The 15,971-nt window shown below is 48.3% G+C and carries 11 protein-coding genes; 9 read left to right on the forward strand and 2 right to left on the reverse strand.

The window, feature by feature from the left end; translation table 11 throughout:
• Positions 1-160: 160 nt before the first annotated feature.
• From Q337_RS17255 to adeC, 4 genes are read left to right on the forward strand one after another with little or no spacing between them, the layout of a single operon-like run.
• Positions 161-700, forward strand: a complete 540-nt coding sequence (locus Q337_RS17255; protein ID WP_322835827.1) for a phosphatase PAP2 family protein — start codon at positions 161-163, stop codon at positions 698-700.
• A gap of 2 nt (positions 701-702) precedes the next feature.
• The gene (locus tag Q337_RS17260; RefSeq protein WP_084494785.1) at positions 703-2,067 is read left to right on the forward strand and encodes an efflux RND transporter periplasmic adaptor subunit; all 1,365 of its coding nucleotides are present in this window, start codon (positions 703-705) and stop codon (positions 2,065-2,067) included.
• Positions 2,068-2,080: 13 nt separating this feature from the next.
• A complete protein-coding gene (locus Q337_RS0108920) occupies positions 2,081-5,233 on the forward strand; it encodes an efflux RND transporter permease subunit (protein ID WP_026471307.1) in 3,153 nt (1,050 codons plus the stop codon).
• Between the two features lie 2 nt (positions 5,234-5,235).
• On the forward strand, positions 5,236-6,738 hold the full coding sequence (gene adeC, locus Q337_RS17265; protein ID WP_051526746.1) for an AdeC/AdeK/OprM family multidrug efflux complex outer membrane factor: 1,503 nt from the start codon (positions 5,236-5,238) through the stop codon (positions 6,736-6,738).
• Positions 6,739-6,856: 118 nt separating this feature from the next.
• Here the strand turns inward: adeC and Q337_RS18820 are convergent, their stop codons facing one another.
• Positions 6,857-7,063 carry a hypothetical protein gene (locus Q337_RS18820; protein WP_156935757.1) on the reverse strand — a complete coding sequence of 69 codons (207 nt, stop codon included), beginning with the start codon at positions 7,061-7,063 and terminating at the stop codon, positions 6,857-6,859.
• A 692-nt stretch (positions 7,064-7,755) separates the two neighbouring features.
• Between Q337_RS18820 and Q337_RS0108940 the strand changes: the two genes are divergently transcribed.
• From Q337_RS0108940 to Q337_RS0108950, 3 genes are all read left to right on the forward strand, one after another.
• Positions 7,756-9,315, forward strand: coding sequence for a glycerol-3-phosphate dehydrogenase/oxidase (locus Q337_RS0108940; RefSeq protein WP_026471308.1), 1,560 nt, complete (start codon positions 7,756-7,758; stop codon positions 9,313-9,315).
• Between the two features lie 170 nt (positions 9,316-9,485).
• Entirely contained in the window at positions 9,486-9,830 is a 345-nt protein-coding gene (locus tag Q337_RS0108945) for a YbjQ family protein (RefSeq protein ID WP_026471309.1), read from the forward strand.
• Between the two features lie 22 nt (positions 9,831-9,852).
• A complete protein-coding gene (locus tag Q337_RS0108950; protein WP_026471310.1) occupies positions 9,853-10,323 on the forward strand; it encodes a YbjQ family protein in 471 nt (156 codons plus the stop codon).
• Positions 10,324-10,355: 32 nt separating this feature from the next.
• Here Q337_RS0108950 and Q337_RS0108955 read toward each other — a convergent pair whose 3' ends face one another.
• On the reverse strand, positions 10,356-12,032 hold the full coding sequence (locus Q337_RS0108955; RefSeq protein WP_026471311.1) for a putative bifunctional diguanylate cyclase/phosphodiesterase: 1,677 nt from the start codon (positions 12,030-12,032) through the stop codon (positions 10,356-10,358).
• A 325-nt stretch (positions 12,033-12,357) separates the two neighbouring features.
• Here Q337_RS0108955 and Q337_RS0108960 point away from each other — a divergent pair, with 325 nt between their 5' ends.
• Both Q337_RS0108960 and Q337_RS0108965 read left to right on the forward strand, forming a co-directional pair.
• Positions 12,358-13,563 carry an acetyl-CoA C-acetyltransferase gene (locus tag Q337_RS0108960; RefSeq protein WP_026471312.1) on the forward strand — a complete coding sequence of 402 codons (1,206 nt, stop codon included), beginning with the start codon at positions 12,358-12,360 and terminating at the stop codon, positions 13,561-13,563.
• Between the two features lie 24 nt (positions 13,564-13,587).
• Positions 13,588-15,723 carry a 3-hydroxyacyl-CoA dehydrogenase NAD-binding domain-containing protein gene (locus tag Q337_RS0108965; protein ID WP_026471313.1) on the forward strand — a complete coding sequence of 712 codons (2,136 nt, stop codon included), beginning with the start codon at positions 13,588-13,590 and terminating at the stop codon, positions 15,721-15,723.
• Positions 15,724-15,971 lie beyond the last annotated feature (248 nt).

The raw sequence follows: 15,971 nt of genomic DNA on the forward strand, positions 1-15,971 counted from the left end.
ATTGGGTAAAAATTTAGCGCATGCTGCATTGGCCAGATTATTTATGGCTATAGTTTTGGCTGGCCTACTGTTTATCCTTTTGGCAATTGCTGTCCAGTACCCAGCGTTAACACAGTGGGAAACCGGTCTGTTATGGCACGTTCATGCATGGCATAACCCTATGCTTGATCAACTGGCGCTGGTGCTGGCTTATCTGGGCGGTATGCCTGCCATGATTGTCATCACGCTGGTGGTTAGTGTAGTAGCCTTTTGCAAAAACCGTACAGATTTCAGTTGGTTTGCATGGGCTGCATTTGGTGGTGCTGTTAATATAGGCTGGCTTTGTAAAGCTGGCTTTTCCCGTTTGCGTCCAGCAGTCTGGGAGCAAATTGCACCCTTTTACGGAGATTCATTTCCCAGCAATCACAGTTTATATGCCATGACACTGGCCGTAATGTTATGGGTTATGGCCTTGAATACACCGTGGCGAGCGGTAGTACTGTTCTTTGGCGCAGTATGGAGTATGGCTATGGGGCTATCCCGTCTTTATCTGGGGGCACATTTTCCAACCGATGTTCTGGCAGGCTGGAGTCTTGGCATTGTGTGGTCGGGTTTGCTCTGCTGGTTATTTATTCATTTTAATTTTTTCCGGTTTGATCCTTTTCAACCAAATCATTTTCAACATCGCGCCAGCAAGTCTGCTGGCAATCATGAGGTGTAATTATGTTGTTAGCAAAACAATGGGCGCGTGTGGCGGTGTACTCGACGTTAGCTGCCAGCGTTGCGCTCACTGGCTGTAATAAAAAAGAAGAAGCAGGCGGTGGTGCAGCGGCAGCAGGAGCGCAGCAAATGCCGCCTCCTGAAGTTACTGTGGTGGTGGCACAAAAACAGGCCGTCGAACAAACGGTTGATCTGGCTGGCCGTACAGCAGCCTACCAGATTTCCGAAGTACGTCCACAGGTTAGTGGTATTGTGCAAAAACGCCTGTTTGTGGAAGGCAGTTATGTAAAAGAAGGCCAGCCACTGTATTCTATTGATGCCAATACCTATCAGGCTACGGTGAGCAATGCCCGCGCTGCACTCAACCGCCAGATTGCCAACCTGAATGCGCTAAAGGTCAAGGAAAACCGATATAGACAGCTGGTAGGCACCAATGCCATCAGTAAGCAGGAATACGATGATGTTGCCGCGCAGGTAGCACTGGCTCAGGCCGATGTAGCTGCCAGCCGTGCCACGCTGGAAAATGCCAATATCAGTCTGGGATATGCCACAGTACGTGCACCAATTTCCGGCCAGACCAGCCGTTCCAATGTGACTGCCGGTGCGCTAGTAACCGCCGGACAGGCTGACCCGATGGTAACTGTCCAGCAGCTTGATCCGATTTATGTGGACATTAGCCAGTCCAGTGCCGACCTGTTGCGTTTGCGCCAGCAAATGAATCAGGGGCAGCTGTCCGGTGCTGATAGCAGTGCCCGTGTCAAATTAACCCTTGAAGATGGCAGCACTTATCCAGTTGAAGGCCGTCTGGCGTTTTCCGGCGTGAGTGTTGATCCAAGCAGTGGTGCCGTGACCTTGCGCGCAATTTTTGCCAACCCGTCTCACCTGCTGCTGCCGGGTATGTATGTGACTGCCAAGCTGGTTCAGGGTGTGAATAACAACGCTATGCTGATTCCACAACAGGCAGTAACACGCACTCCACAAGGTGATGCCAACGTGATGGTTATTAATAATCAGGGCATGGTTGAGGTAAAACCAGTTGTTACTGCAGGCACTCAGGGTAGTTACTGGATTATCAACAGTGGATTGAACGAAGGTGACAAGGTGATTGTTGAAGGAATTGCCAAAGTCCAGCCGGGTGCACCTGCTAAAGCCGTACTGGCCCAGCCAAAAGCCGAAGCCAGCCAAAATGCGGCTGGTTCAAATGCAAGTACTGGTGCCGGTAATACTGGTGGTAGCAATACTGCTTCTGGTAATGCTGGTAGCGCAGCAAAGCAGTCAGCTCCGGCGGCGGGTGCAGCAGTTTCAAATGCAGCCCCTGCTGCAAATGGCCAAGCACAATCCGCTCAACAATCATCAGCTCAACGTTAAGGAGCGATGACCTATGTCACGTTTTTTTATTGATCGCCCCATTTTTGCCTGGGTGATTGCAATTGTTGCCATGCTGGCCGGTATTATATCCGTGCTTAACATGCCAATTGCGCAATATCCCACTATTGCACCGCCTACTATTACGGTGAATGCAATCTATCCGGGTGCGTCTGCCAAAACTGCTGAAGATTCTGTGACCCAGATTATTGAGCAGCAGATGAATGGACTGGATGGCCTGCAATATATTTCATCACAAAGCTCTGGTGATGGCCGCTCAACAGTAACCTTAAGCTTTATTCAGGGAACCAATCCGGATATTGCTCAGGTTCAGGTACAAAACAAGCTTCAAGCCGCTACTCCATTATTGCCAGAAGAAGTACAACGTCAGGGTATTCGAGTAACCAAGTCTGGTGCCAGCTTCCTGCAGGTACTGGCCTTTGTCTCTGAGGATGGCTCGCTTAGTGGGGGTGATATTAAAGATTATGTCACCTCTACAATTGCCGATCCATTAAGCCGTGTTGAGGGCGTTGGTGAAATTCAGGTGTTTGGCGGTTCGTATGCCATGCGTATCTGGCTGGATCCTGCCAAGCTGATGAGCTATCAGTTGACGCCGGCAGATATTAGCACTGCAATTCGTGCCCAGAATACCCAGGTTTCTGTGGGCCAGCTGGGTGGTGCGCCCTCGGTGGCCGGACAGCAACTGAATGCCACGATTAATGCACAAAGTCGCCTGCAAACGCCAGAAGAGTTCCGCAATATTTTCCTAAAAACCATGCCTAACGGCGCTCAGGTCCGCTTGCAGGATGTTGCCCGCGTTGAGCTGGGTAGTGATAACTATCAGTTTGATTCCCGTTTTAATGGCAAGCCCGCAGGTGGTGTCGCGATTCGTCTGGCAACAGGTGCTAACGCGCTGGATACTGCTGAAGCTGTTGAAGCACGAATGCAGGAACTGCGCAAGAATTACCCCGCTGGCTTAAAGGATGTAGTAGCCTTTGATACCACGCCATTCATTAAAATATCAATTGAAGATGTGGTAAAAACCTTACTGGAAGCTATTGTACTCGTATTTCTGGTAATGTTCCTGTTTCTGCAAAACTGGCGTGCAACCATCATTCCTACGCTGGCAGTACCGGTTGTTATTTTAGGTACTTTTGCAATCATTAATCTCCTGGGCTTTTCCATCAATACCCTCACCATGTTTGGTATGGTACTAGCCATTGGCCTCTTGGTCGATGATGCCATTGTGGTGGTGGAAAACGTTGAGCGGGTAATGCAGGATGAAAAACTCTCACCAGTTGAAGCTACCCGCAAGTCAATGGGCCAGATTTCAGGGGCATTAGTAGGTATTACCACGGTATTGTCTGCTGTATTTATTCCAATGGCTTTTTTTGGTGGTTCAACCGGAGTGATTTACCGTCAGTTCTCGGTCACACTAGTCACCTCAATGGTGCTTTCAGTACTAGTCGCGTTGATCTTTACTCCCGCCTTATGTGCCACCATTTTGCGTAAAAGTGATGTCGACCATCACAATAAAAAGGGCTTTTTTGGCTGGTTTAACCGTAATTTTGAAAAAGCCAGTCATGGTTATCAGGGTTTTGTAGACAAGTTGCTTCATCATACTATTCCTGTGGGAATTGTTTATGCTGCAATTATTGCAATACTAGCAGTACTGTTTATCAGAATGCCCACTGCTTTCTTGCCCAATGAAGATCAAGGAGTAATTTTTACCTTAATCCAGTTACCGCCCAATGCAACGCTGGATCGCACCAATAAAGCAATTGAACAAGTTAACTATTACTACCTGAACCATGAAAAAGATGTAGTGGAGTCTGTCTTTAGTGTGGCTGGCTTTAGTTTTACGGGTATTGGCCAAAATGCGGGTATTGCATTTGTCAAACTCAAAGACTGGGATGAACGCACCAGTGCGGACTTTAAAGTGCCTGCACTGGTACAACGTTCTATGGGTGCCTTAAGCCAGATCAAGGATACTGCGTATGTATTGCCTGTTGCTCCTCCAGCAGTAATTGAGCTGGGCACAGCCAATGGTTTTAACCTGCAACTTAAAGATGTGAGCGGTATGGGGCATGCCAAGCTGGTTGAGGCACGTAACATGCTTCTGGGCATGGCGGGACAGGCATCTGATACAGTAGTACGCGTGCGCCCTAATGGTCAGGAAGATACTCCACAATACCAGATTAATATCGATCAGGCACAAGCCGGAGCAATGGGGGTTAGTATTGCTGATATTAACAGCCTCATGTCCACGGCCTGGGGTGGTACTTATGTGAATGACTTTATTGATCGTGGTCGTGTTAAAAAGGTTTATGTCCAGGGTGATACTGAAGCCCGGATGACGCCTGAAGATATGAACAAGTGGTATGTTCGTAATAGCCAGGGAGCAATGATCCCATTTTCAGCTTTCGCCACCGGGCAATGGAGTTATGGGTCACCACGTCTGGAGCGTTATAATGGCGTGTCATCTGTCAATATTCAGGGTGAAGCAGCACCTGGCGTAAGTTCTGGTGATGCCATGCGCGCCATGGAACAAATGATTGCTAAGCTACCACCTGGTCTTGATTATGAATGGACTGGTTTATCGCTTGAAGAACAAAGTTCCGGTGCCCAGGCTCCGATGCTGTATACCCTTTCCTTGCTCATTGTTTTCCTATGTCTGGCAGCATTGTATGAAAGCTGGTCAGTGCCATTTTCCGTACTACTGGTTGTACCATTAGGCATCCTTGGTGCTGTACTGTTTACAACTTTACGTCATTTAAGTAACGATATTTACTTCCAAGTTGCTATTTTGGCAGTGATCGGTTTGTCTGCTAAAAACGCCATCCTAATTGTTGAATTTGCCAAGGAACAACAGGAAGCCGGGCGCGAACTCAGGGTAGCTATTCTTGAAGCCGTACGCTTGCGTTTACGCCCTATTGTTATGACCTCACTTGCATTTGGCTTTGGTGTGATTCCACTGGCTATCAGTAATGGCGCCGGTGCTGGTAGCCAGAACGCCGTAGGTACCGGTGTACTGGGTGGAGTGATTTCTGCCACATTCCTTGGTATCTTCTTTATTCCCATTTTTTACTTCTGGGTACGTCGCCTGTTCAAGGGCAAGACGGTTATTGCAGAAGACCATCGTATTACTGATCAGACTCAGGAGCCTTAAGCATGCGTTTAACAGGGTCAACTTATGGTCGGGGACTGGCGCTTGGTGCGCTGGCCCTGGCGATTGCAGGTTGTCAGAATCTGCGTGGGCCTGAGCCAGGTTCGTCGGTCGCTGTCCCAACGGTTTACCAGAACCTGCCGGATGGTTATGAAGGCGCAAATGGCCCGACCATTGCGTCGCAGGGCTGGCAGGAGTTTTTCAGCGATAGCCGCCTGCATCAGCTCATTACGCTGGGTCTGGCCAATAACCGCGACCTGCGTACTACGGTGTTGAATATTGAGCGGGCGCGCCAGCAATACCGTATTAGCGATAATGCCCTGCTGCCGACTGTCAATGCATCGGCAGGTGCAACCCGTCAGGAAACAGTTCAGGTGAATGACCCCTATACCACCTATTCGGTCGGTCTGGGTGTGACTGCCTATGAGCTGGATTTCTTTGGACGGGTGCGTAACCTGCGGGATGCCGCACTGGATACCTTCCTTGCCACCCGCAGTGCCCGTGACGCCACCCAGATTAGCCTGATTGGCCAGATTGCTCAGGCATGGACTGCCATTTCCTACGATATGGCACAGTTGCGATTGGCCGAGCAAACCTTAACAGCGCAGGAAGAAGCTTACCGCCTGAACAGTCGTCGCTTTGAAGTGGGTATTGATAGTGAAGTCACTGTTCGTCAGGCGCAGATCAGTGTTGAAACAGCGCGGAATGACGTTGCTGCCTTCAAGACCCAGATTGCCCAGGATCGTAACCTGCTGGAACTGCTGGTTGGCCAGCCAATTCCCACCGACTTGCTGCCGACCACACAACTTGACCGGATTACCCGTAATACGGTACTGGGTGCTGGCCTGCCTAGTGACTTGCTGCAAAATCGACCTGATATTACCAATGCCGAGTACCAGTTACGGGCGGCAGGCGGTAATCTGGGTGCAGCACGGGCACGGTTGTATCCCAGTATTAGCCTGACCGGTTCTGCAGGTCTGGCCAGTACGGATTTGTCTGATTTGTTTAAGAGTGGCTCGTTTGTCTGGAGTATTGGTCCGCAACTGGACTTGCCCATTTTTGATGCAGGTACCCGTCGCGCCAATGTCAGGATTGCCGAAGTGGATCAGGACATTGCACTGAACAATTATGAAAAATCCATTCAGACCGCATTTCGTGAAGTCAAGGATGTGCTGGCTACCCGCGCCACCATTAATGACCGCCTGAGTGCGCAAACCCGTTTGGTAGAAGCCACCAATACCAACTATCGCTTGTCAAATGCACGCTTTAGGGCAGGTATTGACAACTATCTGACAGTACTGGATGCCCAGCGTAGCCAGTATGCTGCACAGCAGTCTTTACTGTCTTTGCAGCAGGCCAATCTGAACAGCCAGATCAACCTGTATAAAGTACTGGGCGGTGGTATTCAGGCCTTTTCAGCCGCCAATACTAATGCAGATAGCGCTGTAGTAGCACCTGCAAATCCAACGGCTACCCCAGTAGCTAGCACAACATCCACTGCCCCTTAAGGGGTGGTGAATAATGTATTAATAACAGACCATAAAAAACGGGACGCATTGTCCCGTTTTTTATTGCCCGCAGCTTTGCCATTGATAATGTGCTTAGGCAGCAGATGGACAAATAATATTAATGTTGCGGATGCAGCCAGCGGCTCTGAAGCCATGCCCCGGGTTTTTTTAATTTGTCGGTAAAGTTTGCATGGCGGTATTTCCAGGCATCCTGCTGACAGCGACGACAAACCGGGAAATCATACTTTCCCTGTGACGGATAAAGCACCGTATTGTAATCACAATTGCGGCAAACAATTTTTAAGGGTAATACTGGAAATGTCATTTTCACCACGCCCCTGATTTATAACCAAATTAACCAGCATACTTTTAGTGATAAATGGCGATTGCTTAGAAGAACATCCACATTATTAACTATCATTTTTAGCCGTAGTGTTATCACACGACGCTTAAGCAATCCCATCCTGATCTTAATAAAACTTATTAAGTAAAACTTTGCTATAACATTTTAATAAGTTTTAGGCGAAACAAATTTACTTAAAATCTTTTCTTTAAGCAATAAAAACATATAAGATAAACAACCATTTGTCTTTTTAATAAGCATTTCAGTGAACAAATGTATTCTTATGTAATCTTATTTCAATATAATATTTAGCTGAGCTTAATAATAATTCTACTATAGTTACCTGTAAAATTGATCACTGGTTTTTAGATTAGAACAGAGGTAGTTAAAACTAGTTTTATTAAATTTTTATGAAGAACTAAAAATTAATATGCTTGAGCCAAATAACTTAAAAAACAGCTAATTTTCTCTGATAAAAACATTACGCTAAAAAATTGACATAATTGACAGGTTTTCTGGCATATTTGGTCAATACAGGGTATGTATTGTCAACATTGCGCTGTCGTTAGTGGTCATAATGGCAGGTCGTACCCTACTGATTCATACAGGGATTTTTTTCAGGGCCACCCTATAAAACCCTGAGCATAATCATAAAGATATAAAGGAAATAGTACATGCTTGGGCAACAGGTTAACTTGCAGGCGCTTGCCGATACCCACTGGGATGTGGTGGTGATTGGTGGCGGTATTACCGGAGCAGGTATTTTTCTGGAAAGCGCACGACGCGGGTTAAAAGTGCTGCTGCTGGAACAACAGGATTTTTCATGGGGCACTTCAAGCCGTTCCTCCAAAATGGTGCATGGCGGCTTGCGCTACATTGCACAGGGTGATATCCCGCTCACCCATCACTCGCTACAGGAACGCGAACGCCTGCTCAAGGAATTGCCGGATCTGGTGGTGCGCATGTCGTATTTTTTCCCCATCCGCAAAGGCCAGTTTCCGGGCCGCCTGTCCATGCAAATGGTGATGATTGCCTACGATGCGCTGGCCAGTATCAAAGACCATGAATGGCTGGAAGCCGATGCGGTCAAAACCCTGTTTCCAGCCCTGAATAGTAAACAGCTCAAGGGTGCATTACGCTATACCGACGCGCTTACCGATGATAGCCGTCTGGTCATTCGGGTACTTCAGGAAGGCTGTCTTGAAGGAGGTATGGCGCGTAATTATAGCAAGGTAACTGTCATTGCACAGCAGGAAGATGGCAGTATGTTGCTACAGGTTAGCGATACCGCCAACTTCCCTTCCAGTCAAAATTGTGCCAGTCAACAAAATCATCACATTAGAGCCAGCCATGTGTTTAATGCTACCGGGCTATGGGCTGACCAGTTATCCGGCACTGCCCCGCGTATTCGTCCGCAACGCGGCAGTCACTTGTTTGTGGCCAAAGATCGCCTGCCTATTGATAGCTGCCTGACCCTGCTGCATCCGGATGACAAGCGCTATGTATTTGTCTATCCGTGGAAAGGCGAAACCTGTATTGGCACAACCGATCTTGATCACCGCTTTGATATTGATGAAGAAGCCTTTTGCACCGAACAGGAAGTGGATTATTTATTAAAGCTGGTAAATCATGAGTTCCCGGACGTCAATCTTGAGCGCAGGGATATTCATTCCACCATGGCTGGCGTGCGGCCCATTATTGCCTCTGGTGCCGGGCGCGACCCGTCAAAAGAGCGACGCACGCATCTGGTTTGGCAGTCCAATGGCATTATTTCTGTGTCTGGCGGCAAACTTACTACTTTTCGGCAAATTGCGCTGGATGCACTGGCAGCAGCTGGAATCATTGATGAGGCAACCCATAAATCCCTGTTAAAAGGCAAAACAGGCCGCTGCTTTAACCATCAGCTGGATACACCAAAGATATTGGATCAACCGCTGGCTGGCATTGCAACTGGAGCAGAACTGGAGCAGCAGGTGCGCTGGATTTTACAGCATGAAATGGTGCAGCATCTGGATGACCTGATGCTCCGGCGTTTGCGGGCTGGCAACTTATTACCTGATGCCGGGATGAGCCTCTTGCCACAGCTTAAGCCCCTATGTCAGCAGGTTTTAAAGTGGAATGAGCAGCAGTGGCAACAGGAAGTGAACCGCTATCAGGCCATTTGCCAGCGTTATTACCAGCCGCAAGCTGCCGAAGCACAAGCATTTATTGCCGCGCAACCTTTGCAGGCGTAGTGCTTAAATTACTCCCTGACTATGAGCAGCCTGCACTCATCTCGCCATGTCATATATAGTTAATTACAGGGAGATTAATGCTGATATGGTCTTTGCAGAGTGGCTATTTTTTTGGCACACTCACTTAAACTTTAAGTGTTTATACAATGCAAACCACTATGCCCTCAAATCTGCTATTAAGTAATCTGGAAAGCCTGCCCGGCCATCGTATTATTAAACAACTGGATGTGGTGTATGGCAGTACGGTTCGCAGCAAGCATGCCGGCCGCGATATTCTGGCTGGCCTGAAAAATATTGTGGGTGGAGAACTTACCGCCTATACCGAACTTCTGGAAGAATCACGGCAGGAAGCCATTAGCCGCATGACTGAGAAAGCACGCCTGCTCGGTGCCAATGCCATCGTTGGTATCCGGTTTTCCACCTCCAGCATTGCACAGGGCGCAGCCGAGCTGTTTGTCTATGGCACCGCAGTCATTGCCGAACCTGAACACATGCCGCCATTTCCGAACTCTTAATCACTGATAACAGGTTTACGGCATGGAATTTTTAATCAAGCTGGTGATTTTTGCTTGTCTGTTTTGCATTGGCTGGTATTTTGGCCGCCGCGCTGAACACAAGCATTTGCAGGAGCTATTGACGGCTGAGGCAACCCTAAGTCATATCCGGCTGGGCAGTCGCCGCTTTGAAACTCGCCAGCAGCCCGGCCAACTGGTTACTGCCAGCGTGGTCATTTCACATGATTATTTTAAATGGGTCTGGTCGCAGATTCACAACTTTTTTGGTGGTCGGCTGACCACCTATGAGAGCCTACTGGATCGGGCGCGGCGTGAAGCCATTGTACGCCTCAAGCAACAGGCTCAAAAAATGGGTGCCTCGGAAATTCTGGCGCTACGACTGGTTACCACCGAAATTGGCGAACAGGGAGGCATGGTAGAAGTACTGGCTTACGGTACTGCCATTATTTCCAGTCAGCCCAACCAGTCTGCCGCATGGCCGCCGATTCCCTGAGCTTTAGAGGTAGTTGTGTTCATATTGAACAGTTAAGAAGTGCTGTCGGAGTGATGATAAGTTCCGGCATATTGCCTGTACCACTCTACAAATTTTTCTGCGGGCAATGGCTTGGCAATCAGATATCCCTGCGCCATGTCACAGCCCAGCGTGGCCAGAAACTGGTAAATTTGCTTGTTTTCCACCCCTTCTGCAATCGCTTTTAGTCCCAGATTATGCGCCAGCATGACTGCTGCTTCCATAATATAAACAGCGCCCTGATCTTCCGGCAGACGGCGTACAAACGACTGGTCAATTTTAAGCACAGAAATGGGTAACTGATGCAAATATTGCAGCGATGAATAACCTGTGCCAAAGTCATCAATGGAAATTACAATTTTTAGCTGGGTCAGGCGTTTAAGCTCGTCAATGGTATGTTCAACATCCACCATCAATGAGCCTTCGGTAATTTCCAGCTCAAGTAACTCACCCGGTAAATCATACTGGTTGAGCAAGCGCACCACTAAATCGGTAAAACCCGGCTGTAGCAGATTGCGGGTAGAAATATTGACTGAAATCGACACATCAATTCCGGCTTTTTGCCATGCTGCGAGCTGCTGGATTGCCTGCTCCAGCACGAATTCGGTGATCACATCAATCAGGGTGCTTTGCTCGGCACGCGGTATAAACTTGACTGGTGGAATCATGCCACGGCTTGGATGCTCCCAGCGAATCAGTGCCTCTGCTCCATAAATCCTGCCCGTGTCAATTTGCACCTTGGGCTGGTAATGCAGCGCCAGTTGTCCCATTTTTAACGCATGTTTGAGCTGTCCCAGCAGGCTAATGTTTTCTTCGGTTGCAGTCTTGATGGCCGGATTATACGCCACCATGTCACGCGAGGTTTGCTTGGCCACAATTAAGGCAGCTTCGGCCATATTGATGCAATCTTCCGGTAGCTCCTCAGCATCATTGAAAATAAAGTAGCCAATACGTGTATCAATATGAATCTTCACGTTATTATATAAAACAGGCTCCCGTGAATCTTCCAGCAAATTAGCCAGTAACGGATCAATTTCGCTATAACTTACGCGGAATAGCAGGGAAATCTGGCTTAGGTCGGTATGGAAAATCTTCACCTCTGTGCAAAGTCTGGAAAAGCGGTCAGCCAACTGCAAAATGGTTTGCTCTACTACGCTCGAACCAAAAGCTGACTTTAGTTCAATTTCATTTTCACAGCACACCACCACCAGCAAAAAGGTACGTGCCTCATCCCCGGTAATGTCATATTGTTCCAGTGTTTTAATCAGTGCATTCCGGTTGGGCAAATTGGTGAGTGTATTATGCTGGAGTAGCCATTTAAGACGCTGCTGATAAGAACGCGCACTGTCACTGGTCAGACCTGCCAGAAAACCGATCAGGGTAAAAACAGTGAGCCTGAAGGTCCAGTTACCGGCACTGTGCGAATCACCACCAATCACATCATGCAGCATATACGGCCCCAGCATGAAACCTGCGACCAGCCCGGCCAGTACACCACCCCGGAAACCAAATACAAAGCCAGCCAGTAATACAGGAATATACATGGCATGCGAATAGCCCAGCTTTACGCCCCCGGTATGGCTAAACAGGAAAGTAATGCAAATCATCAGCACAATAATTAAAGGTAACGTGACTCTTTCCACCATCTGCCGATGTTCGTCAATCCAAATCAGAAATATTCCCTTTTTCATGCGCCCTTCCCTAGACTTTTGGCCTGATCGTGCGTGCCTGTATGTGACTACAGCCTAATCTTTACTCTAAATGCATTTTTTTAAACGATCAGCGATTTATCAAATTTAAGTTTCTAAATTTTATACGCTTTCTAGTAAATTTATACAAGTCGTTCTACTACAACTGTTTTGCTAATTTTTGTGTCAACGATGCGAATATTGACTGTTGTGGCAGGTTTAATGCTAACCATTCTCGCCAGAATAATTGGCACTTCTTGTCATTGCCCAATTGGTACAACTCACTACACTCATTGCCATTGTTAAATCACTGATTAAGGACATGGCAATGAGCGAAGCCTACATTTTTGATGCCATTCGCACCCCTCGTGGTAAAGGAAAAAAAGACGGCAGCCTGCATGAAGTCAAGCCGATTACCCTGCTGACGACCCTGATGCATGCGCTGGAACAACGCAACAATCTGGATACCAGTAAGGTTGAAGACGTAGTGCTGGGCTGTGTGACGCCAATTGCCGACCAGGGTGGCGATATTGCCAAAACTGCGGCCATTGCAGCGGGCTGGTCTGACAACGTGTCTGGTGTACAAATCAACCGTTTTTGTGCCTCTGGTCTGGAAGCCGTTAACCTTGCCGCCATGAAAGTACGTTCCGGCTGGGAAGACTTGGTGGTGGCGGGTGGTGTTGAATCCATGTCGCGTATTGCGATGGGTTCGGATGGCGGCCCTTGGGCATTGGATCCGGAAACCAACCTGAAAGCCGGATTTGTACCACAGGGCGTTGGCGCCGATCTGATTGCTACACTGGATGGCTACACCCGTGGCGACGTGGATGAATTTGCAGCTAATTCACAAGCCAAGGCTGCACAGGCACAAAAAGAAGGCCGTTTTGATAAATCCATTGTTCCGGTTAAAGATGCTGCTGGCGTCACTATTTTAGATAAAGATGAATTCATTCGTGAAGGTACAACAGCGGAAAGCCTGCAACGCCTAAGCCCCAGCTTTGAAATGATGGGCAATATGGGGTTTGATGCGGTTGCCCTGCAAAAATATCCAGAAGCCCAAAAGGTCAATCATGTGCATCATGCGGGTAACTCCTCAGGCATCGTTGATGGTGCTGCGCTGGTACTGATTGGCTCTGAAAAAGCAGCCAAGGAATACAACCTAAAACCGCGTGCCAAAATTATTGCCACAGCACTGGTGGGTACTGATCCAACTATCATGCTGACTGGCCCCGCCCCTGCTGCGCGCAAGGCACTGGAAAAAGCTGGCCTGACCATTGATGACATTGACCTGTTTGAAGTGAATGAAGCCTTTGCAGCCGTAGTCATGCGCTTTATTAATGAACTGAACGTGCCTGCGGAAAAAGTAAACGTGAATGGCGGTGCCATTGCCATGGGCCATCCACTGGGCGCAACTGGTGCCATGATTCTGGGCACACTGCTGGATGAACTCGAACGTCAGGACAAAAAACGTGGTCTGGCCACGTTATGTGTTGGCGGTGGTATGGGCATTGCCACCATTATTGAGCGGGTTTAAGGGAAAAGGTTAAGGAGTTAAATAATGAGCGCGATTCAATATCAAAAAGACCAGGACAACATTGTTACCCTAACGCTTGACTCTACCGGTCAATCTGCCAACACCATGAATGCCGAGTTTCGCAGCAGCCTTAAAGAAGTGGCAGAGAAACTAAAAGCGGAGACCGATCTGACTGGAGTAATTATTACCTCTGCCAAGAAGACTTTCTTTGCTGGCGGTGACCTGAATGAACTGATTCAGGTTAAGCCTGAAAATGCGACTGAATTCTTTCAGCAGATTCAGGATCTTAAAGCCCAAATGCGCATCATCGAAACTTTGGGCAAGCCAGTGGTTGCTGCATTAAATGGTACAGCACTGGGTGGTGGCTGGGAAATTGCACTGGCAACCCATCGCCGGATTGCCTTAAATGACCCAAAAACCAAATTTGGCCTGCCAGAAGTCACCTTGGGCTTGCTGCCAGGTGGCGGTGGTATCGTCCGTATGGTGCGCTTCTTGGGTCTACAAAATGCATTTCCTTACCTGATGGAAGGCAAGCAGTTTGACGTGAAAACTGCCGTGTCTTTGGGTTTGGTGCATGACACCGCCGACAGCATGGAAGATGTGCTGGACAAGGCGCGCGCATGGATCAAAGCAACGCCTAAGTCACAACAGCCCTTTGATGTAAAAGGCTACAAGATTCCCGGCGGTGATCCACGTACGCCAGCCGTTGCTCAGGTATTGGCGATTGCTCCTGCCATGCTGCGTGACAAAACCAAAGGCTGCTACCCAGCGCCAGAAGCCATTATGAGTGCAGCGGTTGAAGGTGCTCAGGTGGATGTAGATACTGCGCTGCGCATTGAAACCCGTTACTTCAACAAGCTCACCACCGGACAAGTTGCCAAAAACATGATTGGCACCTTCTGGTTTGGCCTGAATTCCATCAAGGCCGGTGGCAGCCGTCCACAAGGCATTGCACCTTGGCAAGCCAAAAAAGTGGCAGTGCTGGGTGCTGGCATGATGGGCAGCGGCATTGCCTACTCCTGTGCAATTAAGGGCATTCAAGTGGTACTTAAGGATGTATCACAGGAAGCTGCCGACAAAGGCAAAAGCTACAGCCAGAAACTGCTGGAAAAGCGCGTTTCCCGTGGCCGCATGACCACTGAGAAAAAAGACCAGATTTTGAGTCTGATTACAGCCTCTGCCGATTACAACGACCTTGCTGGTTGTGACCTGATCATTGAAGCTGTCTTTGAAAATCAGGAGTTAAAAGCCAAGGTCACACAGGAAGCGGAACAGCATCTGGTTGCAGGCGGCATTTTTGCTTCCAATACCTCTACCCTGCCCATTACCGAACTGGCCAAAGCCAGCCGTGACGAAAGCCATTTCATTGGCCTGCATTTCTTTAGTCCGGTTGACAAGATGCAACTGGTTGAAATTATCAAGGGCAAAAACACAAGTGCTGAAACACTGGCTCGTGCTTATGACTTTGTCCAGCAAATTGCCAAAACACCTATTGTAGTCAATGACAGCCGTGGCTTCTTTACCAGTCGTGTGTTCGGCACGTTTATTCAGGAAGGCATGCGTCTGGTGACTGAAGGTGTTCATCCGGCTAAAGTTGAAATGGCAGCCCTAAAAGCCGGTATGCCGGTTGGCCCACTGGCCATTCAGGATGAAGTGAGCTTAAGCCTGACTGAACACATCACTAAGGAAACCCGCAAAGCGCTGCAAGCCGAAGGTAAAAACTTGCCGGAATCCCCAGTGGAAGAACTGGTTGAATGGATGATTCATTCTGAAAACCGCAAGGGCAAAGCAGCTGGTGCTGGTTTTTATGAATACCCACAGGGCGGCAAGAAGCACCTATGGGATGGCTTGTCCAAATGGCAAAAAACCAATGACATTACTGAACAGGAAATGATTGACCGTATCTTGTTTGTACAGGCACTGGACACTGTGCGCTGTATGCAGGAAGGTGTACTGGAATCCGTGGTTGATGCCAATGTCGGCTCTATCTTTGGGATTGGCTTTGCACCATGGACTGGTGGTGCCATCCAGTTCCTGAATCAATACGGTCTGGACAAGGCTGTTAAACGCGCGCAGGAGCTTGAAGCCAAATACGGCGAGCGTTTTGCGGTTCCACAACTGCTCAGTGACAAAGCCCAGAAAGGTGAACTGTTCCAGTAACAGTAACCCTGATAGCTGATGAAAAAGGCGCCATGTGCGCCTTTTTTCTGTGCTGCTTTTTTAAGAGCCAACTGATGCTGTTTTTTATTCCTGCACAACTTTATACTTAAAACCTGCCACTACCTACGTGAGATTTTGCAATGTCACAACAACCGGTTAAGCCCACCTCGGGTGATGATATATTCCCGCTTAAATATCTTTATATCAGTGTCCTTGTGGTGATTTTATTTATGGTTTTTTTCTATTTT

This window comes from Alkanindiges illinoisensis DSM 15370, assembly GCF_000619845.1.
Taxonomy (GTDB): domain Bacteria; phylum Pseudomonadota; class Gammaproteobacteria; order Pseudomonadales; family Moraxellaceae; genus Alkanindiges; species Alkanindiges illinoisensis.